Annotated in this window: 21 protein-coding genes; 10 read left to right on the top strand and 11 right to left on the bottom strand. The window is 40.7% G+C overall.

Features of this window, described 5'->3' with window-relative positions:
• Positions 1–242: 242 nt before the first annotated feature.
• Complete coding sequence (locus tag AQPE_RS15355) at positions 243–947, bottom strand: Crp/Fnr family transcriptional regulator (protein WP_318347383.1); 705 nt, start codon at positions 945–947, stop codon at positions 243–245.
• Positions 948–1,102: 155 nt separating this feature from the next.
• Between AQPE_RS15355 and AQPE_RS15360 the strand changes: the two genes are divergently transcribed.
• From AQPE_RS15360 to AQPE_RS15390, 7 genes are all read left to right on the top strand, one after another.
• Positions 1,103–3,100: a proton-conducting transporter transmembrane domain-containing protein gene (locus tag AQPE_RS15360; RefSeq protein WP_318347384.1), complete on the top strand. Its 1,998-nt coding sequence runs from the start codon at positions 1,103–1,105 to the stop codon at positions 3,098–3,100.
• Positions 3,097–5,124 (top strand): proton-conducting transporter transmembrane domain-containing protein, encoded by a 2,028-nt coding sequence (locus tag AQPE_RS15365; protein WP_318347385.1) that lies wholly within the window; start codon positions 3,097–3,099, stop codon positions 5,122–5,124. The genes AQPE_RS15360 and AQPE_RS15365 overlap by 4 nt, the downstream gene beginning before the upstream one ends.
• Before the next feature lie 2 nt (positions 5,125–5,126).
• Positions 5,127–6,032: a respiratory chain complex I subunit 1 family protein gene (locus AQPE_RS15370; protein WP_318347386.1), complete on the top strand. Its 906-nt coding sequence runs from the start codon at positions 5,127–5,129 to the stop codon at positions 6,030–6,032.
• A gap of 18 nt (positions 6,033–6,050) precedes the next feature.
• Positions 6,051–6,683, top strand: coding sequence for a hypothetical protein (locus AQPE_RS15375; RefSeq protein WP_318347387.1), 633 nt, complete (start codon positions 6,051–6,053; stop codon positions 6,681–6,683).
• 12 nt (positions 6,684–6,695) lie between these two features.
• Complete coding sequence (locus AQPE_RS15380) at positions 6,696–8,123, top strand: complex I subunit 5 family protein (RefSeq protein ID WP_318347388.1); 1,428 nt, start codon at positions 6,696–6,698, stop codon at positions 8,121–8,123.
• Positions 8,124–8,129: 6 nt separating this feature from the next.
• The gene (locus AQPE_RS15385) at positions 8,130–9,629 is read left to right on the top strand and encodes a hydrogenase large subunit (RefSeq protein ID WP_318347389.1); all 1,500 of its coding nucleotides are present in this window, start codon (positions 8,130–8,132) and stop codon (positions 9,627–9,629) included.
• A gap of 120 nt (positions 9,630–9,749) precedes the next feature.
• Positions 9,750–10,505, top strand: coding sequence for an NADH-quinone oxidoreductase subunit B family protein (locus AQPE_RS15390; protein WP_318347390.1), 756 nt, complete (start codon positions 9,750–9,752; stop codon positions 10,503–10,505).
• A 130-nt stretch (positions 10,506–10,635) separates the two neighbouring features.
• On the opposite strand, the gene AQPE_RS15395 is transcribed toward AQPE_RS15390, so the two are convergent.
• From AQPE_RS15395 to AQPE_RS15415, 5 genes are all read right to left on the bottom strand, one after another.
• Complete coding sequence (locus AQPE_RS15395; protein ID WP_318347391.1) at positions 10,636–11,163, bottom strand: GNAT family N-acetyltransferase; 528 nt, start codon at positions 11,161–11,163, stop codon at positions 10,636–10,638.
• On the bottom strand, positions 11,160–13,106 hold the full coding sequence (locus AQPE_RS15400) for a glycosyltransferase family 2 protein (RefSeq protein WP_318347392.1): 1,947 nt from the start codon (positions 13,104–13,106) through the stop codon (positions 11,160–11,162). Before AQPE_RS15400 ends, AQPE_RS15395 begins: the two co-directional genes overlap by 4 nt.
• Before the next feature lie 66 nt (positions 13,107–13,172).
• A complete protein-coding gene (recR, locus tag AQPE_RS15405) occupies positions 13,173–13,799 on the bottom strand; it encodes a recombination mediator RecR (protein ID WP_318347393.1) in 627 nt (208 codons plus the stop codon).
• A gap of 76 nt (positions 13,800–13,875) precedes the next feature.
• The gene (locus tag AQPE_RS15410; RefSeq protein ID WP_318347394.1) at positions 13,876–16,470 is read right to left on the bottom strand and encodes a PAS domain-containing hybrid sensor histidine kinase/response regulator; all 2,595 of its coding nucleotides are present in this window, start codon (positions 16,468–16,470) and stop codon (positions 13,876–13,878) included.
• A gap of 162 nt (positions 16,471–16,632) precedes the next feature.
• A complete protein-coding gene (locus AQPE_RS15415; RefSeq protein WP_318347395.1) occupies positions 16,633–18,264 on the bottom strand; it encodes an AMP-binding protein in 1,632 nt (543 codons plus the stop codon).
• Positions 18,265–18,588: 324 nt separating this feature from the next.
• Here AQPE_RS15415 and AQPE_RS15420 point away from each other — a divergent pair, with 324 nt between their 5' ends.
• Together AQPE_RS15420 and AQPE_RS15425 are read left to right on the top strand one after the other, a co-directional pair.
• Complete coding sequence (locus tag AQPE_RS15420; protein WP_318347396.1) at positions 18,589–19,239, top strand: HD domain-containing protein; 651 nt, start codon at positions 18,589–18,591, stop codon at positions 19,237–19,239.
• Positions 19,240–19,265: 26 nt separating this feature from the next.
• Entirely contained in the window at positions 19,266–19,655 is a 390-nt protein-coding gene (locus AQPE_RS15425; RefSeq protein WP_318347397.1) for a VOC family protein, read from the top strand.
• Positions 19,656–19,700: 45 nt separating this feature from the next.
• Here the strand turns inward: AQPE_RS15425 and AQPE_RS15430 are convergent, their stop codons facing one another.
• On the bottom strand, positions 19,701–20,273 hold the full coding sequence (locus AQPE_RS15430; RefSeq protein ID WP_318347398.1) for a DUF3109 family protein: 573 nt from the start codon (positions 20,271–20,273) through the stop codon (positions 19,701–19,703).
• Positions 20,274–20,364: 91 nt separating this feature from the next.
• Positions 20,365–21,897 carry a 2,3-bisphosphoglycerate-independent phosphoglycerate mutase gene (gene gpmI / locus AQPE_RS15435; protein WP_318347399.1) on the bottom strand — a complete coding sequence of 511 codons (1,533 nt, stop codon included), beginning with the start codon at positions 21,895–21,897 and terminating at the stop codon, positions 20,365–20,367.
• A 314-nt stretch (positions 21,898–22,211) separates the two neighbouring features.
• Here gpmI and AQPE_RS15440 point away from each other — a divergent pair, with 314 nt between their 5' ends.
• Positions 22,212–24,200 (top strand): hypothetical protein, encoded by a 1,989-nt coding sequence (locus tag AQPE_RS15440; RefSeq protein WP_318347400.1) that lies wholly within the window; start codon positions 22,212–22,214, stop codon positions 24,198–24,200.
• An 82-nt stretch (positions 24,201–24,282) separates the two neighbouring features.
• Here the strand turns inward: AQPE_RS15440 and AQPE_RS15445 are convergent, their stop codons facing one another.
• The 3 genes from AQPE_RS15445 to AQPE_RS15455 form a co-directional block, all read right to left on the bottom strand.
• Positions 24,283–24,660, bottom strand: a complete 378-nt coding sequence (locus AQPE_RS15445) for a hypothetical protein (protein ID WP_318347401.1) — start codon at positions 24,658–24,660, stop codon at positions 24,283–24,285.
• 280 nt (positions 24,661–24,940) lie between these two features.
• Positions 24,941–25,393 (bottom strand): GNAT family N-acetyltransferase, encoded by a 453-nt coding sequence (locus AQPE_RS15450; RefSeq protein ID WP_318347402.1) that lies wholly within the window; start codon positions 25,391–25,393, stop codon positions 24,941–24,943.
• 40 nt (positions 25,394–25,433) lie between these two features.
• Positions 25,434–26,084 carry a hypothetical protein gene (locus AQPE_RS15455; RefSeq protein ID WP_318347403.1) on the bottom strand — a complete coding sequence of 217 codons (651 nt, stop codon included), beginning with the start codon at positions 26,082–26,084 and terminating at the stop codon, positions 25,434–25,436.
• Between the last annotated feature and the right edge of the window lie 115 nt (positions 26,085–26,199).

Consider the following 26,199-nt stretch of genomic DNA (forward strand, 5'->3'; position numbering starts at 1 on the left):
GCATACTGCAAGGTTGGCGGACGGAATAACAAAAAACTGTTGTACTGCTATCAAATATCGGGCTCGATGTAATCCTATTGGCTTTTAGTTGGTAGCTTCATCATCAGTTCTTTAATCGACTTCAGTTGATCATCAGGTACTTATTGAATACCAACACTGCGGTAAGCCTCAATATTAGCGGTCATTGTAAGTGCGTAACACAAACATACATTTTCAAGTTTCGCGACTAAAAATACCAGGCCTCAATAGAATTTCGACATTTCGATCAGTGCCTTTGTTTTTAATACGCTGATTCTCTTTCCATTGATCCCGATAATTTCTTCTTTTTTGAATTCCTGAAGCAGTCGAACCAGGGTTTCTGTTGCCGTTCCAACCATATTGGCCAAATCTTCGCGCGACAATACGATCTCAACCAAATCTGATTTGTCTTTTCTTCTGAATTTTTCTGAAAGGATCAAAAGAGTTAGTGCCAATCGTTCCCGAACGGACATGTGGGCAAAGATCATTACGCTGTTTACCATTACGCCAAACTCATGGCTTAAGCTGGATAAAAGGCAGCTCATCAGGGCGTTCGATTCATTTGTGGCTTTTAGAAATACTTCTTTTGGTAAAAATCCCAAACTCGAAGTTTCAACGGCTGCAATTGAATCGGGATAAGGTTCGTTACACAATAAAGCCGAGTATCCAAGCAATTCACCTTCCGAGCAAAGCGATAAAATGTGTTCTTTTCCGGCATGATCGGTTTTGTATTTTTTCACCAATCCTTCTTTTAAGTAATAAATTCCGGCTGAATACGAACCTTCCAGAAATATGGGCTGTCCTTTCTTGTAGGTTCGGTCAATCATCTGGCTTTCCAGGAACAGCCTTAAATCGGATGGGATATTTTTAAAGATTGAATCACTCTTCGACGTAAATTTTTCAAGGTGAATTAGATCGTTTGTTTCCATGTTCTTCAATTAATTGATCAAATATAGGGATAAAGTCAACGTATTACTTGACTATTATCAAATTATTCGATGATCAGATTCAAATTAACAACCTTAATTATTGCCTTACTTTGCAAGCCGAAACAATGTAAATTCAAAAGACAAAAATGATGGAGATGGCAGGACTGTTGAATTTATCGTGGTGCGCAACGCTTGTTGCAATTATTGCCTTGTGTTTTGTTTCCACCAGGTTCAAATCATATCTTGCTGCATCGGCAGTTATTGTCAATGCAATCGTTACCAGCCTTCTGGCCATTGGCGCACTGAATGGCGAAATCAAAGAGCTTATTTTTCAGGGGAATATATTTTGGGGCGATATTCTTGTTCGCATTGATGGGTTGTCGGCCTGGTTCATTTTAATTGTCAATCTTACTTCTGTAACCGGTGTCATTTATGGCATTGGATATTTAAAGCCGTATGTAAATTCTGCTCCGAAACTGGCTTTCCACTGGATTTTGTTTGTCATTTTTCACCTTTCGATGGTTTGGGTGTGCATGATACAACATTCGCTCGCTTTTCTGGTTGCCTGGGAGGTGATGTCTTTATCTTCGATGTTGCTGGTTATTTTCGACTACGACAAGCCCAAAACAATAAAAGCCGGAATCAATTATCTGGTTCAAATGCACATCAGTGTTACGTTTTTAACCATTGGTTTTATCTGGGTCTATTTTCAAACTGGCTCATTCAGCTTCGATGCTTTTCAAACATACTTTGGGGCAAACAGTAATGTTTGGTTGTTCCTGATTTTCTTTGTTGGGTTTGGAATCAAAGCCGGTTTCATTCCTTTGCATAGCTGGTTGCCTCATGCACATCCAGCAGCACCATCGCATGTTTCTGGTGTAATGTCTGGGGTGATTGTCAAATTGGGTATCTATGGGATTTTCAGAATTATTTATTTTCTTAAGGCTGATTTTTTGTTGCTGGGCGAAATTGTGATCACGATTTCCGTTTTGACCGGAGTATATGGAATATTGAATGCCGCTGTTCATCGTGATTTCAAGCGGATGCTGGCTTATTGTACCATCGAAAATATCGGGATTATTGGCATTTGTATTGGTCTCGGATTGATGGGAATGGGCAATGGCTCCGCGATTTTGTATTATCTGGGTTTTGGCGGAGCACTGTTGCATGTTCTAAATCACTCGCTGTTTAAATCCTTGCTGTTTTATTCAGCAGGCTCGATTTACCAGCAAACACATACCCGCGACATGGATAAATTGGGCGGTTTAATCAGGCAAATGCCGAAAACGGCTGTCCTTTTCCTGTTTGGCGCAATTGCCATTGGCGGATTGCCGCCTTTCAACGGGTTTGTTTCCGAATTTATTCTCTATAGCGGACTTTTGGAGGGATTGAAATTCAGTAATATAAGCCAAATTAGTTTATTGGTTGTCACATTGGGCGGATTGAGTATTATTGGCGGCATTTCGGTTCTTACATTCACCAAAACATTTGGAACAATTTTCCTTGGAAACTCAAGAAAACAGTTCACCCATCAACCAGTTGAAGTCTCTTCGATGATGTTGGTCCCTCAATATTTGATTGTTTTAGTCATGTTGAGTGTCGCTTTTCTGCCGCAATTTTATCTGAATACGATTTTCAATCTGTTGGGGAATTTGGGCAAAGCTATGGCAATAGTCACACCGTCGGGACTAACTGCATATTCTGAAAGTATCACAAATATAAATCTCTATTCGATTCTGTTTATTGCAATTGTAGCTGCCAGTTGGGGCTTGCGTGCGCTTATAATGAAAGATAAATTGGTGAAGGTAGAGCCAACCTGGGGATGCGCTTATGTTGCTCCAAACAGTTCGATGCAATACACGGGCAAATCGTTTTCAAAATCGCTGGGTAAAATTTTTGGTTTCCTTTTGGTTGAAGAAAAGAAATACAAAGAATTGGAAGCCGGAGAGATATTTCCGGAGAGCCGAAAATATGTATCACATTATCAGGATTTTTTCGAATTCCGGATTATAAATTACATCACTCATCATCTGGTTTATGCCGCAAATTATTTTAAATTTATTCAGAATGGGCGGGTGCAATCGTATGTTTGGTATGGGATTATATTTATGGTAGCTATTTTTATGTTGACCGTTTTAAATGTATTGAAATGAGCTTGATAAGTGCGTTCATTGCAGTGCCGGTTTTGGCAATACTACTCATTCCTTTTCTGAATGTAAAAGGGAAGGGGATTGTATTGTTTGCCGCTATTGTCGTGAATGCTTTTCTTTCTGGTTACCTTGCTCTTCAACCTTTGGATGGACAATTTTTAGAGTTTTCATTTCCCGGAAGTTTAGTGACCGGTCCGGTGAATCTTCGGATAGACGCTCTTTCCGGATGGTTTATTCTGATTATCAATTTCATTTTTGTAACGGGCAGTTTCTACGGACTTTTCTATATGCAAGCTTACCAGAAGCAGACGAATAATATTACACTGCATAGCATTGTTTTCGTTTTACTGCATACGGCCTTGATCAGTCTTTGCACGGTACAAAACAGCTTGGTTTTTCTTGTAGTCTGGGAAATTATGGCGCTTTCGGCGTTTATCGCTGTCATTTTCGAACATGGCAAGATGGCGACTTTAAGAGCCGGAATGAATTACCTGATTCATTCGCATGTCTCGATTTTATTCCTGATGTTCGGCTTTATTTGGGTAGCGCTAAAAACCGGCAGTTACGATTTTAACTCGATAACAACTTATACGTCTCAAAATTCAGGAGCTACCGGGCTTGTCTTGTTTCTTTGTTTTTTTATAGGGTTTGGCATCAAGGCCGGGTTTGTTCCTTTTCATACATGGCTACCGTATGCGCATCCGGCAGCGCCTGCTCATGTTTCCGGAGTTATGTCAGGCGTAATGATTAAAATCGGAATTTTTGGAATCTTCCGGGTGATCACCTTGATCAAAGCTGATTATTATACGATTGGCCTTGTGATTATATCCTTTTCAGTCATTTCTGGTTTGTACGGAGTGATGCTGGCTATTGTGCAACACAACCTCAAAAAGTTGCTGGCCTATCATAGCATCGAAAACATTGGAATTATCGGAATGGGAATTGGCATTGGTTGTATCGGGTTAGGAACAGGCAATTATTTGCTTGCTTCGCTTGGGTTTGCAGGTGGATTGCTCCACACCTTAAATCACTCGCTGTTCAAATCGCTTTTGTTTTTTACCGCCGGAAATGTTTATCAGGCAACACATACGGTTCATATTGATCATTTGGGAGGCTTGATTAAAAGAATGCCACAGACTACTATACTTTTTCTGATTGCGGCCATTGCTATTTCGGGAATTCCGCCGTTTAATGGTTTTATTTCGGAGTTTATCATTTACAGCGGATTCTATTACTGGATGCAGGGATCAATGATTGGTCCGTTAATGGCCATCATATTTTCAGTACTGGCCTTGGTGCTGATTGGAGGTTTGGCGCTGTTGTGTTTTACCAAAGCATTTGGAATTGTTTTCTTGGGCAATCCCCGTCAGAAACTCGACCATGAAGTAAAGGAAGTTCCTTTTTTGCAACTTTTACCGCTTTACCTGATCGCGTTTCTGATTGTGTTCATCGGCGTATTTCCCCAGATTTTTATGCATGCGCTATCACAGCCTGTGAGCCTTTTGGCAGGCCTTCCGGCAATTTCAGATATGCCTTTCCCTGAAAAAACTACTGAACTTCTCCAACCGGTTACCTGGGGCATCTGGATGTTTATCCTGATCAGTCTGGCAGTTTTTGGGTTCAGGAAACTGGTCACACAAAACCGAAAAGCTTCAGTCGAACCGACCTGGGGTTGCGGATATATCGCGCCAACCGCAAAACTGCAATACACTGCCGGATCGTTCGTCAGGCCCTACAGCAAGCTGTTTCGTCCATTTTTGCTTTCGCACAAAACCCAAAAAGATGTTGAGGGCATTTTCCCTTCAGGGGGATCGTATGAAACAAATAGTTACGACCGGATTGAAAAATATCTGGTTGATAACCCAATAGCAGCCTATAAATCATTGTTGGGAAGATTTCTCTTTCTCCAGAATGGGAAGCTGCAATTCTATATTCTCTACGGAATTATTTTTATCGTTTCGGTGATCTGTATTCCGTTGTTTTACGACCAAATTGTATTATTCATCGATTTTATAAAGCAGATATAACTATGCTGAGTTTAATTCTCATTCTTATAGCAGCAGCCTTTTTCACAGGGGTAATTATCCGTGTAAAAAGTATGGCGTCAGGCCGCAAAGGGCCTGGTATTTTACAGCCGCTGTTTGATGTTTTCAGGCTCTTTAAGAAAGGAGTTGTGTACAGCGAGACAACCAGTTTTGTATTTCAGATTGCGCCTACAATCTATTTTGCGTCGGTAGTGATGGCTATGCTGGTAGTTCCGTTCGGTCAGTCGAAAGGAATTTTAAGTTTCGACGGCGATTTTATCTTTTTCGCATACATATTGGCATTAGGCAAGTTTCTTAGTATTATTTCGGCCATGGATACGGGTAGTAGTTTCGAAGGAATGGGAGCCAGCCGTGAAGCGCTTTATTCGATGTTTGCCGAACCAGCTTTTTTTATCCTGATGGGTTCGCTGGCGTTGCTTACCGGACATACAAATTTTCAGGAAATGTTTTCTGCTTTGCATATTGGCTCATACATCAGCTATGCGCTGGCAATACTTGGCACTTTCGTTTTGATGATGATTGCGATGGTAGAGAACAGCCGAATGCCGATTGACGACCCGAAAACACACCTCGAATTGACCATGGTTCATGAAGTGATGATCCTCGATAACAGCGGGTTTGACCTGGGTTTGATCCTGACTGCCGGATACCTGAAATTCGCTATTTACGGGGCTTTGGTCGTCAACCTGTTTATCGGAGTGTTTCCTTTACAGTATTCAATCCCAATGTTTTTTGTCATTCAATTTGTACTGGCTTCCGGAGTTGGATTCATCGAATCGTTTATGGCTCGTTTCCGCATGAGTCACAATGCCCAGTTTATTTTCGTATTGACGTCAGTAAGCCTGCTTATTTTCTTTGGCGCTTTGCTGATTTTAGGAAAGTTTGTTTAAACCGTAAATTCCGAACAAATGATAGATGTACTGCTTATTACCTTCATCATCACCCTGTTTTATATGGCAATTGCCAACCGGATGCTGACTTATTTGAAAGTGCTGGCTTTTCAGGGAGTATTGCTGTTTGTAGTTGTCTTTCTTCAACTAAAAGAAATCAACACGGTAAACCTGGCTTTAATCTTACTCGAAACCATTGTTTTTAAGTCGGTTGCGGTGCCGCTATTTATGGCTTACGTACTGAAACGAAATAACATTACCCGTGAGTCGGAGCCTTTTTTGCCAAATTTTGTCTCTTTAATTATTACCACATTCATTGTGGTTGTCACTATTTTGCTGGCCAATCAGGTGAAAGACACCAAGTTGGATAAAATATTCTTTGTGGTGGCTTTGTCGTCGCTTTTTACGGGTTTATATTTTATAGCCACCCGACGAAAAATCATTACTCATGTCATTGGTTACCTGATTATTGAAAATGGAGTTTTTGTGTTATCGCTGGCTGTTGGTAACGAAATGCCCATGTTGGTGAACCTAGGTATCATGCTCGATATTTTTGCCAGCGTATTGATTTTGGGCATCTTCCTGAATAAAATTGGCGACGTATTTAAAGATGTAGATGTGGATCAGTTAAGTAATTTGAAGGACTATTAATTCTAAAAAAACATGATAGGAATATATCTGATAGGAGCTTTGTCAATAGCGCTTGCCTTATTTCTAAACAAGAGCAAGACGCTAACATTCGTATTACTGGGATTATTTCTGATCCTTCAGGGAATGTTAACTATTCATGCATATACTAATTTTCATTCTACCGAATGGAGTTATTTTACATACGATTCATTGGCGGTTCTGCTGTTGTTCACCTTGGGAATAATCACCATTCCGGCGATAATTCACAGCCATATTTATCTCCAAGACCAACCTGCGCCGCAGAGTTCAAGATCTATTTATTATGCTTCAATTGTGTTACTGATATCTGCCATCAGTGCAGGTTACCTGTCGAACCACATTGCTGTAACCTGGATTTTTACTGAAATCACTACTTTAAGCGCATCTGCTCTAATTTATCATCACCGAAATAAACTGGCGCTTGAAGGAACCTGGAAATATGTCTTTATTTGTGCAATCAGTATCACATTTGTGTTCATCGGCATTTTGTTTTTAAGTATGTCGTTTTCAAATGCCGGATCCGATGATTTGTCGTTTAAAAATCTGTTAGCCAATAGTTCACATCTCAATCCTTTCTGGCTGAGACTTGCGTTTCTATTTATTTTCACCGGATTCACTGTTAAACTTGGGCTGGTTCCCATGTTTACCGCTGGTGTTGATGCTAAAGACAAAGCTCCGGCTCCGGCAGGTGCATTACTTTCGAGCATATTGATGAATCTTGGATTTGTTGGTGTTTTCCGTTTTTACATTGTTGTTGCAAATACGCCACTTCACCATTGGGCGAATCTGGTTATTGGCATTGCAGCCTTTCTATCAGTATTTGTTGCCACTGTGTATATGATCAAAGTGAAGAACATCAAGCGAATGATGGCCTATTCGAGCATTGAACACATGGGATTGGTTATGCTTGGAGTTGCCGCTGGAGGAATTGGCTATTATGCTGCGATTCTTCACATTATACTTCATGCCTTTGTAAAATCAAGCTTGTTTTTCCAATTTACGCAATTGTATCGGGTGTTTCAGAGCAAAAGCATTTACCATGTAGGTAATTATTTCAAGTACAATACTGCTGGCGCGATGGTTCTTTTGTTAGGTTTTATCAGCGCAACCGCCATGCCGCCTTCAGGGTTGTTTGTAAGCGAGTTCCTAATTTTTCGTTCGATGTTCGAAGCGCATCAGATCATTCTTTTGATAGCAGTTTTGATTTTGCTCACTATGATTATCTATGCTTTTGGGAAAAACATTATGAAGATATTATTTATTCCAGCTGTTGGATTTGACGATTCGCATGTTCCGGTTATCAGTTCATGGGAATCATCCAGTCAGTTTATATTACTGGCACTTGCTGTGTATTTGGGCTTGAATCCTCCGGCTGAATTAGTGCAGTTGATCAAAGAAAGTGTCATGTTGTTACCAAATTAATCGACAATGATTTACACAACGATAATTAACAATCAGACGATTTCGATTTCAGACATTCCTGAAATGAATTATAACGAATTTATCGACCTGAATACCGGGTTTTTAACAAATTCTCCGGAAAAGCATTGCGTGAATTATTTCGGATATCCGGTTAGTAATCAGATTCGGTTGATTTGCTGTATTGCCGACGATAACACGCATCAAATTTACCTTTCGTCGTGTTTTGTGAAATCAGGAGACCAACTGGATTCGTTCACCGCCCGGAACTTCAACTTCGAAAAGTTTGAGCGCGAGATTCACGAGAATTTTGGTGTAGACTACAACGATCATCCTTGGTTAAAGCCAGTCCGGTACGCCAAAAACCGTTTCGATCCATCCCAAACCATTGCCAATTATCCATTCTTTTCCATCGAGAGCGATGAATTGCACGAAGTTGGTGTGGGTCCAATTCATGCCGGAATCATCGAGCCGGGGCATTTCAGGTTCATTTGTAACGGCGAGCAGATTCTCCATCTCGAAATCCAGTTGGGTTATCAGCATCGCGGAATCGAACAACAATTTTTGGCAAAGAAAAAGCTGCTTCAACGAACTACCATTGCTGAATCAATAGCTGGCGATACTGTTGTTGGACATACCACCGCCTTTTCGCATGTTTGGGAAAGCCTTTGCGGATTTCAACCTTCACACGACATGGAATATGCCCGGACACTTGCCCTCGAATTGGAGCGAATGGCAGTGCATACAGGTGATCTGAGCGCGGTTTGTACCGACATTGCTTACCAGTTAGGCAGTGCGGTGTTTGGTCGTTTACGCACGCCGATCATCAATTTTATGCAGGAGTGGGGCGGTAACCGTTTATCCAAAGGATTGATCAGACCTGGCCGAAATCAATTTCCGTTTACTCCTGAATTGGCTCAACGATTGGCCGGAATATTGGATGTTTACGAACCCGACTTTCTGGAAATGAATGAGCAATTGTTCCAACTGCCCAGCGCCCTTTCGCGTTTTGAGCGTACCGGCGTGGTTTCGTATGAAGATGTTTTATCGATTGGAACGGTTGGAATGGCTGCCCGCATGAGTGGACTGAGCCGTGATATTCGTCAATCGCATCCGTTTGGTCTTTATCCGGAAATGAATCACGAACCCATCATCAAACACCATGGCGACGTGTATTCTAGGGTTCAAATCCGTAAGGCAGAAGTCAAACAATCCATGCAATACATTCGGAATCTGATTCAAAATGTTCCTGAAAGTTCAGAAAACGAACCTGTATTCCAGAGTCCGAAGCCCAATTCGTTTACCCTTTCGCTGGTCGAAGGTTGGCGTGGCGAAATTTGCCATTGCGCCATCACTGACGAACAGGGCGAATTAGCACATTATAAAGTGAAAGACCCGTCGTTTCACAACTGGCTGGCATTGGCATTGGCGGTGAGGAATAATGAGATTTCAGATTTCCCGATTTGTAACAAGAGTTTTAACCTGTCATATTCAGGTCACGATTTGTAAAAAAGAGTTCCTGAGCGACAAAGCGACAAAGTACCAAAGTAAAAAACATCTCAGGTACTTAGGTACTCAGGTGCTTTGTGGCTGATAATGAATATATTTCGAATTTATAAATGACACACCATGTTCGATAATGTAAAAATAGTCTATCATCAAGGCAAGCAATTTATTACGGATACGGCAAATGCCAAGGTTCCCGGAATTTTCAGAGGTCGTCCGGTGATTAGTTTCGAAAAGGTAAACGAAGCTGAGTTGGTCGATTTGTGTCCTGTTGATGCCATTTCGGGGAATCCGGTAAGCATCGACCTGGGAAAATGTACCTTTTGTGGCGAGTGTGCCAAACAATTTCCGAATAAGATCCGGTTCACGACCGACTATAAAATATCAACCAACGACCGCAATCGGTTGATCGTGAAAGAAGGCGATGAAGAACCGATTGAAGTTGATCCCGAAAAGGTACGCAATGAAATTCGCCGGATTTTTGGCCGTTCATTAAAGCTGCGACAAGTAAGTGCTGGTGGCGATAACAGTTGCGAAATGGAACTCAATGCCGCCAACAATGTGCAGTTCGACATCAGTCGATATGGAATTGACTTTGTGGCTTCGCCGCGCCATGCCGATGGAATTGTGATTACCGGCCCCATCACTGAAAACATGGCTGAACCGTTGCAGATTTGTTACGATGCAATTCCCGAACCCAAAATCATTGTACTGGTTGGTACCGATGCCATTAGCGGTGGTATTCATGTAGGTAGTTCTGCCCTTGATCGCAGTTTTCTCGATAAATATCCCATCGATCTTTATATTCCGGGCAACCCGGCCCATCCGCTGACCATTGTTAATGGATTGCTGGATTTGACCCGAAAACGGAAAATCTGAAAATCTTCATCTCTATGTCCACGGATTAAAATCCGTGGTTACAACACGAACTGTTCCTCCGGAACTTACCTGATAGAACTGTGGACCCGCATTGTTTTGTTGGGATGGAACTTATGCCATCAAAATAGATCTACAAAACCTTTTGAAACATCAATTCATTTTTCCAGCCATCCAGCGTTCGGCGCCAATCTTTTTTTGTGCCAATGAGTTCGAACCCGTTGCTTTTGAATAAATGGATACTTGCCAGATTATCTTCGCTGATGTTGGCGTACAATTGGTGCAGCCTGAGATAATTGCTGGCATAGGCACAAAGCAATTGCACGGCATCGTTGGCGTAACCCCGCTTCCGGTCATTTTCGTCATGAATAAGGATTCCAACACCTGCGCGAAAATGAAAAGGGTCGAAGTCGAAAAGGTCGATGGCTCCAACAGGCTTGCCTTCCAGAGTTTCGATAACCATGCGAATCTGCCTGCTTTCGTAGATGTCGCGCTGTGAATCTTTGATGTATTTGGCTAAAATGTATTTGGAGTAAGGTTCGACGGTATTACTGATTTCCCAGATTTTCGCATCGTTTTCCCATTCAAAAAGGATGTCGATATCTTCAGGTTCGAGCGCCCTGAAACGAATCTTGCCAAATTCGAGTTTCATACTTGTCATGATTGTCCGATATTTTTCCAGGCTTTCAGAACGATTTCCAGATCGTTCATCAACCGGTAATCCTTAGCGTAAACGATATTCAGTTCATCTTTCTTTTTCTGCGGAATCGTTTCCGGGAAAAGTGAAGCAGGCGAGAGTATTCCTTTTTTTATGGAAGGTAGGTTGTTTTGTTTTCCGGAGCAGTATCCTACCCAACTTTTCTTTCCGGAAAGAACTTCCGGGATACTCCGTAAGAAACCCAATTTAGTGTTTGCTTTCCAGATTAACAAGGGCGAAAGGACAAGCAGGCAAATTGCTGTTGCAAGATCGAATGCGCGTTTGTTTTGCTTGTTGTTTTCCTTTGCAATCGAATTGATGTGAACCACATACATTTCGCCGGAAGTTGAAATAGAGTTGCTGCCAATAATCGAGAAACTTTCAGGTGGCGCAATTTTATAGTCGATGTTGAGGTTGTTCAGATCAAGCATAAGGCGAATGATTTCCTGCGAAGGAATGTCTTCAGACGAGAAAATCAATTCTTCAATTTTGTTGATTCGGATGATTTCGGGCAATTTCTGAATATTCCCGAGATAGAACTGTTCATGAACCGAATTGTTGGGCGATACAAATCCAACAAGTTCAATTTTTAGTCCTGAATGGCTAATCAATTCCGAAATGCGTTTCGATTCGTCTATTCCAGCCAGCACTGCGATCCGTTTTTGCTTGTCGATCTCAAGTTCGAGTCCGGGAACCTTAAATTGATGCAGCAAATACCTATATGCTGGTAATGTCAGGAATGCCCATGCTGAACCCAAAAGCAATAAAGCTCTTGAATAGCGCATCGTTTCATCGATCAACGAATAAAAAACGAGGATCGAAATTGTTCCCCACAACAGGCCTTTGAAAATCCGGTTGAACTGGATGTATTTCCGGTATCCTCCATTAAGCCAAATGCAGCCAACCCAGATGAGGATATAAATGGGAACTGCTATTTGTAGGTATTCCGGAGGATAATAACCACGTTTGAATTTGTAGGTTTCCCAGATAGGGAGCAGGCTTGCAAAGCCAATGAAGATGAAAAAAGCATCGGCCAGAACTAGTTTGATGGTTTTGAATAATCTTCCGATCAGAGACAAGAGTGCCCTAAGGTAAATCGCCAGCTTAATCAGGATGGTAAATTGGCGGGCATTTCCTTTTGAAAAGTGTTTCCCGGCAAAAATGATCATCGCGTTGTAAAACACTTTCACGTAATTAATGCTGCCCTTTTTGGTGCTTTCGCCTTTGTAATGGATGATGGTGGTTTCGGGGAAATAATAGTTTTTATAACCGCCTTTGGTAATGCGGTACGAAAGGTCGATGTCTTCGCCATACATGAAATAATCTTCGTCGAGCAGTCCCACTTTTGCGAGTGTTTTGCGTCGAAGAAGCATAAATGCGCCAGCCAAAACGTCAACCTCATGAATCTGGTCATTGTTGAGATATCCCAGGTGGTAACGTCCAAATCGTTTGGAACGGGGGAAAAGACTTGAAATCCCTGACATTTTCCAGAACGCAACTTCCGGAGTGGGTAACCCACGTTTCGATTCAGGTAAAAACCGGCCTTTCCCATCAATCATTTTAACGCCCAGGCCTCCGGCATCGGGCGTTTTATCCATAAAATCAACGATTTTCAGGAAGCAGTCTTCCTCAACAACCGTATCGGGGTTGAGTAGTAAAATATATTCTCCTTTGGAAATCCGCATGGCCTGATTGTTGGCTTTCGAGAAGCCTACATTTTCCTTGTTGGCGATCAGGATAACGTCCGGATATTTTTCTTCAACCATCTGGCATGAGCCATCAACCGAATCGTTATCAACCACAATAATTTCGGAACTAAGCTTCGATGCCGCGATTGAGGCGGTATGAAGACATTGCTCCAGAAAATATTTCACGTTATAATTGACAATGACGATGGATAGCTTCATTCGTTTCTGTTTTCTATGTGTCTATGTGGTTTTTATTTCCTTTTTTCTGATGACAAATGACTTTCCCTAGCGTATGATTGATTCTTCAAAGTTCATCCGATTGACGATCGACCGGCCAAGTGTAACTTCATCGGTATATTCCAGTTCGTCGCCAATTGAAACGCCTCTGGCCAGTGTCGAAATCTTTACTTCAGTGTTTTTTAGTTTCTTGTAAATAAAAAAATTGGTCGTGTCGCCCTCCATGGTTGTACTTAGCGCCAGAATTATTTCTTCGGTATTTCCTTCATTCACGCGGGTTACCAGCGAGTCAACTTCCAGATCCGAAGGGCCAATCCCATCCATAGGAGAGATAATACCTCCTAAAACGTGATACAAGCCTTTAAATTGTTGTGTGTTTTCAATCGACATCACATCTTTGATATTTTCGACTACACAAATGATGGATGGATTTCGCGAAGGATTGGCACAGATGCTGCAAATGTCGGTGTCCGAAATGTTGTGGCAAACTTTGCAGTGTTTAATTTCTGAGCGAAGCTGGATCAGGCTGTTGCCAAATATTTCCACTTCCTGAAGGTCTTGTTTGAGCAAATGCAAAACCAATCGTAAAGCTGACTTTCGTCCAATACCAGGTAATTTAGCAAATTCATTCACCGCATTTTCAAGTAATCTTGATGGAAACCGATCGATATGCATATTCTGATTGTTTTGTAAGCCTCAAATTTAATCAGCGAATTTGATTAAATGGATTTGGCGATCGAATTTCGTTGGTTTATTTGTTGAGATATTTTGCAACGGTAGCCAGAACATCGTCCATCCGGATCGGTTTAACCAATACTTCATTACAACCTGCATTCATGCATTTTTGCTTGTCTTCGGCCATAGCATAGGCGGTCTGGGCAATGATGGGTAGCGACTTGTCGGTTAGCCTGATTTGGCTCGTGGCTTCATAGCCGTTTATTTCAGGTAATTGAATATCCATCAGGATCAGGTCAACCTTCGAACTTTTGTACATCTTCAGGACATCAATGCCGTCTTTGGCCCAAATCACATTGGCACCTGTTTTTTGAAGTATGCTGTACAGGTATTCATAATTGTACGGCGTATCTTCCGCAATCATGATGGTAAAGTTGCTGAAGTTGTATCTTGAAGGTGTTGTTGGTTTTACTGCGGCTCTTACCATTGGTATTTTAATTTTATCATACGGAAGAGTCAAAAAGAAAATGCTTCCTTCGCCTTCAACCGATTTTACGCTGATATCGCCACCTAACAATGTAGCCAGATCTTTGCATATGGATAAGCCGAGTCCAGATCCTGAAGCTTCAGAACCGGTGGGTTCGTCAGTTTGACTAAATCGTTTGAAGATATTTTTAATGCGGCTCTGCGGTATTCCAGTGCCAGTGTCTGAGACGAAAAAGCGCAATTTGTTGTCGTTTACGATGGTATATCCAATCTCAATTTGCCCACGTTCGGTGTGCATCAATGCATTCAGATATAGGTTGTTGATTATTTGTTTGAGACGGTAAGGGTCAGTGAATATGACATCGTGATGCGCTTCTTCCGGAATTTGAAAGTTGAGATCAAGATATTGTTTCTCTTTTCGTTTCAGAAAATTATTATAGGTCATTTCGAGCTCCGAAAATAAATCACCAAGCGAGCAGGCTTCTTTTTTTATTTTCAATTCGTTGGCTTCTATTTTTACAATATCAATAATGTCATCAACCAGTCGAAGTAACGATTGGCTGTTTTCTTCAATAATTCCGGAGTATTTATATCTTTTTTGTGATGGAAGGTCTTCGTTTTTAATGAGTTCGCTAAATCCAATGATTGTATTGATTGGAGTCCTGATCTCGTGACTCATGTTGGCCAGGAAAAGATTTTTGTAACTATTGGCTACTTCGGCATCTTGTTTTGCCTTTTTTAAATCCTTTTCAATCTTTTTGAGGTACGAGATATTTTCTGCAATTTTCACATAATGAGTAATGGTTCCAAAATTGTTTTTGATTGGCGAGATACTGGCCAGTTCCCAATAATATTCTCCGTTCTTTTTTCTGTTTTTAAATTCGCCTTGCCATTCGTTTCCTGAATTGATTGTTTTCCAGAGTTTTTCGTAAAAGCTGGCTGGCTGAAATCCTGATTTAAGAATACTTGTTTTTTTTCCTAGTATTTCATGATCACTCCAGCCTGTTATTTTGCAGAATGCGGGATTAAAAAATTCGATACGGCCATCTTTGTCGGTAATAACCACTGAAATTGGGCTTTGTATGATAGCCTGATGAAGTTTCTTGAATTCACTTTCGGATTTTTTCTCATCGGAAATGTCGCGGTGAGTTCCAAACATTCTTATGGCTTTCCCATTTTCGTCCCGAAGTGCCGTTGCACGACTTTTAATCCAGATGTAATTGCCGTTTTTATGTCTTAGCCTGAATTCTGCTTCGTAAACACGTAAATTGCTGTTGATGAAGTTTTCAATGAACAGAATCATTCTGTCCTTATCTTCAGGGTGAAGTAGTTCTTCCCATACCTTGTAATCATCAGAAATTTCATCGGGATAATAACCCAGAATTGATTTCCACTTTCTTGAATAATATATTTTTGCTGAACCCACTTCGTAATCCCAAATGCCTAAATCTGCGGCTTCTATGGCCATTTCATAGCGCTGTTCGCTTTCAACTAGTTTCTCTTCAATGCGTTTGTAGCGGTTTATGTTTCGAAGGATAATTAATACCGATTGCTGCGAACTGGAAGGATCGATTTCCGGAATTATAAATAAATTCCACCAGATTTTTTTTTCGCCTATGGCAATCAAAATATCAGCTTCCTGTTGGCGCTGTTGTTGAAAAGCCTGAGCAATCAGGTTCGTAATTTGCAGCGTATTTTCCTTGAATAATTGGTTTTCTTCAAGGTTTTTCCCAATATAGTTTGATGCTTTTTCTCCAAATTTGGCAGCGAAATTTTTGGAAATATACACAACCTGCATGTTTGTATTTATCCGAATAAGTACCTCTTTAAGCTTATCAGGCAATGTTTGGTCAATTATTTTCGCTGGTGGTGGAACTTCTTCAAAACTTAAGAGTGTTATTCCTGAACTTAGGGGTGTAACCGAAATTAATAGAATGCTATTTTTTCGGGTTAAGGATAAATGGCTGATTTTAGTTGATTTTATGGCAGGCAATACTTCATTTTCAAAGAAGAAACGGATATTTTTTTTTAGGCCTTCAGTAATCTGAATAAGATTTCCATTCAAATCTAAATGCCCCTTTCTGAGTATTTGGTTAATCTGACCTGAAAACTCCTCAATCTGAAGATTTTCATCAAGCTTTATATATCCTGAATAATTTTCAATCTTATTGTTTGAGAGAAACATAGCCTCTTTAAATTTATTAATTACCTAAATTTAGTGAATAATACATTAACAAACATAATTGGATATGGTTTTTTTTCGCCTTGAATTAAAATGTTATATATTTTCCTAACAAAGATTTTTGTTTAAGTTTCAGCAAAACCGTTATAAAATCAATTTGAAATTTTAATAAAGAAACCTCTTTATTTTTTGTGTTGGTGTTTTCTCGAAAGGGATGGGCTGAAGTACTACGCGTTGAATCTGTGAAAACTTATTGAGCTCAATATTTACTTTGTTTTGAATTTCTTTCAGAATCTCATCCGTTTTGTCGTTCAAATACAGAACTGCTTCTGTTTTCATGTTCCGATATTTATTTTCAAGCTCTTCCATGTTTAGATGTACCAAAGCGACAAGTCTTCCTTTTTGTTCGACAACAAGCGATTCGAGTACGTATTCCATCCGGTTTATGAGCGACTCAATCTCTTCAGGATATATGTTTTCCCCACTTGATCCAACGATCATGTTTTTCATCCGGCCCTTGATGTAAAGGTTGCCATCCTTATCAAAGCACCCCAGATCCCCGGTTTTCAGCCAGCCATCTTCAGTAAAGGCATTTTTAGTTAGTTCAGGTTCTTTGTAATAACCCATCATTACATTTTCACCTTTGGCCTGAATTTCGCCAAGACCAGTTTTTAGGTTAGGTTGAGCAATTCTGAGATGTACACCTTCTACCGGTAATCCGGTTGATAGGAAACGGGTTTTGCCCACGCCAGCACCGGCAAGCAATGGTGACGATTCAGTCATGCCATAACCAATGGCCAAAGGAAATCCACCTTCCATCAGAAAACGTTCGACATTATCATCCAGTTTTGCACCGCCAATACCAAAAAACTTCAGTTTGCCACCAAATGTTGCAAAGAGTTTCTTGGCGGCGACTTTGTGTAATAGTCTTCTTGAAACCGGAATTTTATAGAGTATTCGAGAGATCAACTTGCGGTTAATCTCAGGTAGTATTTTTGACTTGTATATTTTTTCGATGATCAGAGGTACTACCAGCATGATTGTTGGCTTCACTTGTTCTAACGCTGCCAATAGAATTGAGGCTACCGGAGGTTTCTTCAGGTAATTGACTGTTGCCCCATATTTGATTGGAAGAATGAGCCCTAAAATGTTTTCGAACGTATGCGAAAGTGGCAGAACGGAAAGGAAACGGTCGCCCGGAACAACGTTTTGAATAATCCAGCTTTGCTGGGCAGTCCAAACGATATTTTTGTGGGTCAACATAACTCCCTTTGATTTTCCGGTTGTTCCGGAAGTATATATGATCGAACAAAGATCGTTTTCTTCCACTTTAGGATATTCGAAAAGTTGCTCGTCCATATCGCCGAATAATGCCTGTGTTTTGCCAGAACCAATTTGAAAATTTTCGATGCTAATGACGGTTAACTCAGATATCGGTTCAAGTTTTAAGCGCAATGTTTCTGACACATATACAACTGATACATCAGCATGTAAAATGATATTTTTTATTTCGTTCGGATGAAAGTCTGGAAGAATTGGAACAACGACTGCTCCGAGTACACTGGTCGCAAAAAATGCGATGCCCCATTGTGGCATATTCAAACTTAAGATAGCGACTTTATCGCCTTTTTTAACTCCAATCGATTGAAGTTGAAGTGCTGCTTTTTTCACTTCAGTTTCCAGTTGTTTATAAGTCAGGTTTTCCTCACCAACAAATATCAATGACTGACTATCTGCAAAATCCCTATAACTTGCCTGCAACATAGCAGGGATAGTCAAAACTTCAAGCCTCCTCATAATTTAGTATTAAATAGCCGATTGAACAGCAATTTGACACTTCAAAAGTATATAATTGTTCTGTTTAGCCTTAAAAATAGGCAAGGTATTTGGAAATCTTGCTTTAAAATACTGGTAAGTCAGGATATTTCTCGAATTTCGGAATTGTTTCGTCGGAGTTTTGTTTGTCGGTCTGAATGTGACTTTCTCTCAGCAAGATAATTCACATTCAAACATGCGATGCTCATTTGCTTACTGGACCTTATTTGCTAGATTATAAAATTGTAAAATAAATTGCTCGTGATGTTCCAAAGAAGAACGTAAATGAATTAAATTTGAAAGGAAATGAATACTACTGAAATCATACAAAATACAGAACAGTTTATCGAATCCCGGTTTCGTTCGGAGGGGAGCGGGCACGACTGGTTTCATGTTGATCGGGTGAGAAAAATGGCTCTTCGGATTGGAGAACAGGAAGGTTGTGATTTATTTATTGTTGAGATGGCAGCATTGCTTCATGATTTGGATGACTGGAAACTGGCAGATTCAGAAAATGAAGGTGCTTCGAGAGCAAAAAAGTGGTTAGATTCGATGTGTGTCGAACAAAGGATAGCCGACCATGTTTTGCAGGTAATTGAGGAAGTTTCGTTTAAAGGAGCTGATATTGAAACACCGGTTAGTTCTGTTGAGGCCGCTGCTGTTCAGGATGCAGATCGTTTGGATGCCATTGGCGCCATTGGAATAGCCCGAACGTTCGCTTATGGAGGCCATAAGAGTCGGCTGATCTATGATCCGTCAATATCACCCGTAATGCACGATGATTTTAAGAACTATAAAAACAATACAGCGCCAACAATTAATCATTTTTATGAAAAATTGTTATTGCTGAAAGATAGGATGAATACCAATGCAGCCAGAGTTGTTGCAGAACAAAGGCATCTGTTTATGAAAGACTATTTAACTCAGTTTTATGATGAGTGGGAAGCCATACGATGAAAACAACAAATACTAATACTTCAGTTATGAAAGTTGAACATTTAGCAATTTGGACCCGTGATTTGGAAGGTATGCGTAATTTTTATACGCATTATTTTAATGCGTCTTCTGGTTCAGGGTACTACAATCATTCCAAAGAGTTCAGATCATATTTTCTTTCGTTCGAAGGTGAATGTAGGCTGGAGTTAATGCAAATGCCAACCGTAACGAATAATAGAAACGATTACCGGAAACACTATTCAGGGATTGCTCATTTTGCTTTTAAAGTTGGCTCACGCGAGCGTGTTGACCAAATTACGGAAATGCTTCAGCATGATGGTTTTGAGATTATCAGTCCCGGAAGAATGACCGGAGATGGCTATTATGAAAGTGCTGTTTATGATCCGGAAAAAAACCGGATTGAGATTGTTGCCTAATAGGAGGAGGTCATTAGTCATTAGTAAATGACAATTTCCCAATGACTATTTTCTTCCCGGCATATTTTCGGCAGCGTATTGCAATTGTTCGTACCATTCCTCACCGTATTTTCTGATCAGAGGTTCTTTCAAAAAAACATAGAGTGGTAATTTTGCGACCTTTCCGCACTCACGTCCGGGCTTACAAATGTCGATCTGCTGGTAGTTTACTGCGTCAAATCGTTTGTATTCTGTAATTCGTATTGGGAAAAGGTGGCAGGAAACAGGTTTTCTGAAAGTAATTTTTCCATCCAGAAAAGCTTTTTCGATGCCACATTTCAGAATGTCGTTTTCTTTGTAGGTGTACACGCACTGCTTGTTGTTCTCAAGTGGCGTTACCAAATCTCCATCCAGATCAATTACTGCAAAACCTTGTTTGCTGATTTCGTTCCGATGATTTTCTGATAAGTAAGGTTCAACTTCAGGATAAGCTTCCTGAATGGCTTTCACTTCTTCAGGAGTAACCGGTGCGCCCGAATCGCCTTCAACACAACATGCTCCTTTGCATTTCAGTAAATCACAAAGGAATTTCTTCTCCAGAATATCTAAACTAATAATGGTACGGCCGATTTCGAGCATAGTGGAAATTTGAAAGTCGGAAGACGGTAGTCAGAAGTCAGAAGTTTAAACTTCAGGCTTCGGTCTCCGGTCTTCCGACTCCTGAGCAACTTTATTTTTCAATCAATACTTTTCCAGTCATTTCAGCCGGAATTTCCAGACCCATGATTGAAAGTAGGGTAGGAGCAACGTCGGCCAGAATACCGTTGTCGATTTTTACGTTTTTGTTTTCAGAAATGTAAATGCAAGGAACCGGGTTCAGTGAGTGAGCTGTATTGGCCGATCCATCTTCGTTAACGGCGTTGTCGGCATTTCCGTGGTCAGCAATAATGATAATCTCATACCCACCTTTTTGGGCTGCTTCAACAACCGCTTTCACACAACCATCAACGGCAGTCACCGCTTTCGAAATGGCTTCGTAAACTCCGGTATGACCAACCATATCGCCGTTTGCAAAATTCAGGCAAACAAAATCAGCAGTCCCGTTGGCCAATTCAGGAACAATCAAGTCGCGAACCATTGGCGCCGACATTTCAGGCTGGAAATCGTAAGTTGGGACTTTAGGTGATGGAGCTAAAAGCCTTTTTTCACCCGGGAATTCTTCTTCGCGCCCGCCGCTGAAAAAGAAGGTAACGTGCGCATATTTTTCAGTTTCGGCAATTCTGATTTGTTTCAATCCGGCTTTCGAAACGATTTCGCCCATCGTATTATTCAGATTTGGCTTGTCGAAAATAACATTGATATTTTTGAAATCGGCTTTGTAATTGGTCATGGTGTACCACTGCAAAGGCATGGTTTTTAATCCAAATTCTGGAAGATCTTGCTGCGTAAAGGCAATGGTGGTCTGGCGCAAACGGTCGGTGCGGAAATTGAAACAAATCACCACATCGTTTTCCTGAATGGTAGCCAATGGTTTCCCGTTTTCATCAACCATCACGATTGGTTTCAGGAATTCGTCAGTAACACCAGCTTCGTATGATTCTTTAACTGTTTTTAGCAAGTCAGTCGAAGGAGTTCCTTTTCCTTCGGTATATAAATCGTAGGCCAATTTAAACCGGTCGTAATTTTTATCGCGATCCATGCCATAATAACGGCCAATCAGCGATGCAAATTTACCATTGGTGCCTTCGAGGCTTTTCAGGTCTTCTTCCAGAAATCCCAATCCTGAACGTGGATCAGTGTCGCGTCCATCGGTCAATCCGTGGATAAATGTATTTTTTAGTCCGAAGTCGGTTCCAATCTGGCAAAGAGCAACCATATGCGCGCTCAGAGCATGAACTCCGCCAGGGCCAATTAGCCCGATCAGGTGTACATTTTTATTATTTTCCTTCGCGTAGGTAAACGCTTTCACGATTTGTGGTTCGGTCCAAAGCGTTTTTTCGCGGATGGCTTTGGTGATTTTTACCATGTCCTGATAGATCACACGTCCGGCGCCGATGTTGAGGTGGCCTACTTCCGAATTTCCCATTTGGCCATCGGGTAAGCCAACATATTCGCCACAAGTTAGCAGTTGCGAGTGAGGATAATTGGCATTCAGGTAGTCCAAAAATGGTGTTGGAGCTGTTGCAATAATATCGCGCGCGGTACCATCGCCAATTCCCCAACCATCAAGTATCATTAAAAGTGCTTTTTTATAAGTTGCCATAATTTAGATTCGTTTTAAATAATAAACTATTTTGCGACACAAAAGTATCGTTTTTTCTATTGATTTTACCAAGATTGCTAATAGCTTAAAATGAATTAACAATTTACTTTTATTCAGGTTGTGTATTTCTGAAAGTTTTATCAAATGGGATGAAAATGAGATTTACAGAGCTGGTGTCAACTTAAATCGGTTTTTCTGGTTTCAGGTATTACAATTTGATCGTAAGCGAGTTGTTTATCCTTTTAGGATAGCAAAATATGAATTTTTATTTCGTTCAATTGCCTATATTTACCTATGAACTTAAATGTGCTGGTATGGATTTCAATAAAATTACCTCGGTAGTGTTCGTTTGCTCTTTTATTTTCGCTTATCCAGTTGTTGGTCAGGATTTTAATTCGAATCGGGTTGTCAATCAGTCTGATCATACAGCCGGTAAGACTAATTCAACGGAATTTGTTCAAATTGCGGATAACGAATTCATATCAACAGATTCAGGAAGTATCTCAAATGCTGGTTCCGAATTGCTGATTAGCCAGTCTGCCGGTGTTTATGATTTGACAACCCTCAAATTGAAAAATAAGATTATTCCATTAATTTATCCTGTTTATCAATTGCTCGACTACTTCGAAACAAAGGGAGATCTGGGCTTTTTGCCTCAAGCCAAACCGTACACAAAAGTTTTTATTGCTGAACTTCTGATAAAGCTTATAGCCAAAGATAATTTGTCGAACCGCGAAAAACGTTTAGTTCAGCAACAACTTGCCGACATTATGCAGGATTATAATGGCCTGAAAATATACCAGGAAGCCTCTAAAAATACTTATGCAGTAGCTGGCTTTAGTGCCGAAACGTCGGTTCGAAGTGGAATTGGGGATAATGGAACCTTGGCGATGAGCTTACTTGGAGAGCCATATTTGTCGGGCGATCTCGGCAAACACCTTACTTTTACTGCAGGGATGGGGCTTGCTATTGAACGGCTTACCCCGGATATTTTTTACCAGTCGTACACCCGCGACAAAAAGGTTGTGTTTCCATACGAATCGGTTGGATATTCCTACTTGCCCTATCAGTTTAATTTTGATACGATGTGGGCACATGTTTTGGCCTCTGGTACCTCAGGCGAAGGAAAACCGGTTAAAAAGGATGTTACCGCAGGAATGATCTATCACACTGAACTGAATGGTTCCTGGTTTGACGGAGCAGTCCAGATGAGCATAAATAATCAGCGACGAGCCTGGGGGCACGATCAAAATAACCTGGTGCTTTCGTCCACCGCACGCCGATTCCCGGGAATTGAACTGAAAATTCAGCCTGCCAAATGGATACGCTATTCTTACGTGATGGGATCATTGTTCTCGTATGCCAACCAGGATTCAAGTTATAAAAGTGAAATTTATGGGTACGAATTGGGTCAGGTGCAGAAGAATTTCACCTATCATCTGGTTGAATTCATGCCCAGTCGCTGGTTGCAAATTTCGGCTGGCGGAGGAAATATCTGGTCGAAACGTTTCGAACTGGCTTACATGGTTCCGTTTGTAATGCCTCATTTTACGCAGATTGATGTTGGCGATCATGATAATTTGACCATGTATTTTGATGTGGCTACTTTGATTCCGTCAGTTGGAAAAATTTGGGGCGGATTCTTGGTCGATGAATTTGATTTTAAAACATCAGGAAAATTGTTTCGAATGCCTCATAACCGGTACGCCTGGCAACTGGGTTGGAAATCGAACCTGATCTCCGAATTGATTCCTGGCACAACTTCAACACTAAAATACACCCGACTTTCTCCATTTGTTTATACTCATTATCCTGAAACCGAATTTAATACCTTTGGAAGTGGGGCTGTGGATCTGACTTATACTCACGATGAATTTAATCTGGGTTTTTACCTTCCGCCTAATTCATCAGAACTGAATCTGAAGTTGGTAAATGTTGCAGTTCCTGATCTGGTATTGTCTCTTGATAATAAACTGATTATTCATGGTACAAATGATTTGGCAAGTACCAATATTTACCAAATTTACGGTGATGTTTATCGTCAGTATTATGAAGAACCAGGCAGGGCTATGATAAAATACCCTTATGAAAATTTTACGAAGGATGGAATTTACGACTGGACGGTGATGTCTGAATTTAGGTTTGATTGGAAACTTCGCAATTCAGGCTTGCTGAATTATTACCGTGTAGTAGGAAGTTTAGGCTATGCCAAAACGTGGTGGCGGAGTAACGAAAGTCAGGTTGTTGCTCCGGAATCCCGGAACCTGATTACGGGAAGTATCGGGATTGTGGTGGAAATGTAGAGCGCCTGTAAAAGAAAACCTCCAATGTGATTGTCAATAGACAAACGCATTGGAGGTTTTTTATGCCCGGTTCAGTCGATGGTCAACTTTTGGTAACCTGAAGTCCTGAATTTGAAATGCTGAAATCGACAAAGCGGGCTCGGTTGTTAACCGGATTGGTAGTTAATTCATGCCTGATTTGATTGGCAGCTTTTTCGTCGCCAGCCATAATAAACATGAATCCACCGCCTCCGGCGCCCAGTAATTTGTGTCCAATCGACCACGGAGCTATTCGATCAATAAGTTTTTGAATTTCGGGAGTATTTGTTCCTGAATCTAATTTCTGATTCAACTGCCAGCTTTTGCTGATGTTTCGGCCTAACCCCTCAAAGTCTTTGGCTGAAAGGGTTGCACTGGTATTTTCTGCATGACATTTCAGTTCTTCCAATAATGAAAGATGTGTTGACGAATTCAGAAACATACCTCTAACAATATCGGCCAAAATACTTTTGGCTACTCGCGTAATTCCGGTATAGTTAGAATTTAGAATTCATTAATTTCCAATTTTACTGTATTTAAAGCCAATTTCTTTCAATGTTTTTCCTTCCGGAATATTTTGCCCATTGAGCAGAAAAGCCGGCTTGAACATACTATTATAGATCTTCAGCCGGTCGTCCGTGTATCTTCCATTGAAGTGTATGGATCGTTAGGAACATGAACTGAAAATCTTTGCATTTCCCAGATTGTTGGCGAATATAATTCTATCTCAATTCTTTCCGGTAACAAATACTCTCTTTCATCCCGATGTATTGTCCATAGTTTGCAATAAGCGAATAACCAGCGATGGTGTACAGCCGAATTGCTTCAACCTGACGATAACCGGTTTCCAGCACTGCCGCAGTATTGCCTTCTTCAACAGCCCATTTTTCGAGCTCCTGAAGCATTTGGGCTGCCAGTTGTTTGCCGCGCATTTCTGCCAGAACAAACATCCGCTTCATTTCAACTGTTTTGTCGTCAAACCTTTTATAGCAGCCGCAACCAACCGGTTTTTCTTCGAAATAAACAACTACAACATGGTCAATCAGATCAACTTGATTGTACTGACGGTATTGCAACTGAGCTTCTCCGTTCCGGAGATAAAGATCCTCATCCAAGGCATGAATCAGATTTCTGAAGTCGGTATTTTCGCTGGTTGTGCGAACAAATTCGGCCATAGCGATAATGTGATTTTTGGGTTACAGCATCAAAATTAAACTATTTTCTGTACCAAATCGGATACGAAAGGCTCAATTGCAACATATTGTTCTGGTAAATTGTTGCTGAACGCATTCCATCTATGGTAAATAAGTTATTTGCAAACCCTACATCTTTAAATCCCCGGATATAATTGACTGACCATTTTAGTTTGTGATGTTGACTTCCAAACCCGAGAGTCCAGTTCCACTCCGTTTTGTCGTTTCCCGTATCATAATTGGTCAACCAACTGGCCTCAATGCCACCACGGACAAATAGATCTTTATAAGCAAGGTATTGTAAATGGAACGGTACTACGACATAATGCAGCGGAAAAGATTTCCATCCTTGCACGGTTGTCGGAGAATACAATGAACTACTATCATAACCACCATAACCATAAGCCATAGACCCAATATCGTAAAACTCTTTCAGTTGTTTAAACCGGTACATTACACCTAGATCGGCTGAGAGTTTTCCTGCAATGTTACGCGAGGCATAAACGCCGATTCCGGCACCTAAGGTGTTTTTTTTGGGTTGAGAATAATGAGGAATGTCACCGAAAATCAAAAGGGATCCTTCGGTGTTTACTCCGAATTCGATTTTAGACTGGGCAATTGCCGAACTACACCAAAAACAAAAAACTAGCGCTAAAAGTAAAAATTGTTTCATGCTAAACATTGTTAAATTAATTTTTGCAAAACATTGTTTCTATTCTGTAAACCAAAAATAAACAATTCAAAATTACGATGTATGTTAAATTAAATTAACTGAAGTCAAAAAAGGT

Origin of the sequence: Aquipluma nitroreducens (assembly GCF_009689585.1) — a bacterium.
Taxonomy (GTDB): domain Bacteria; phylum Bacteroidota; class Bacteroidia; order Bacteroidales; family Prolixibacteraceae; genus Aquipluma; species Aquipluma nitroreducens.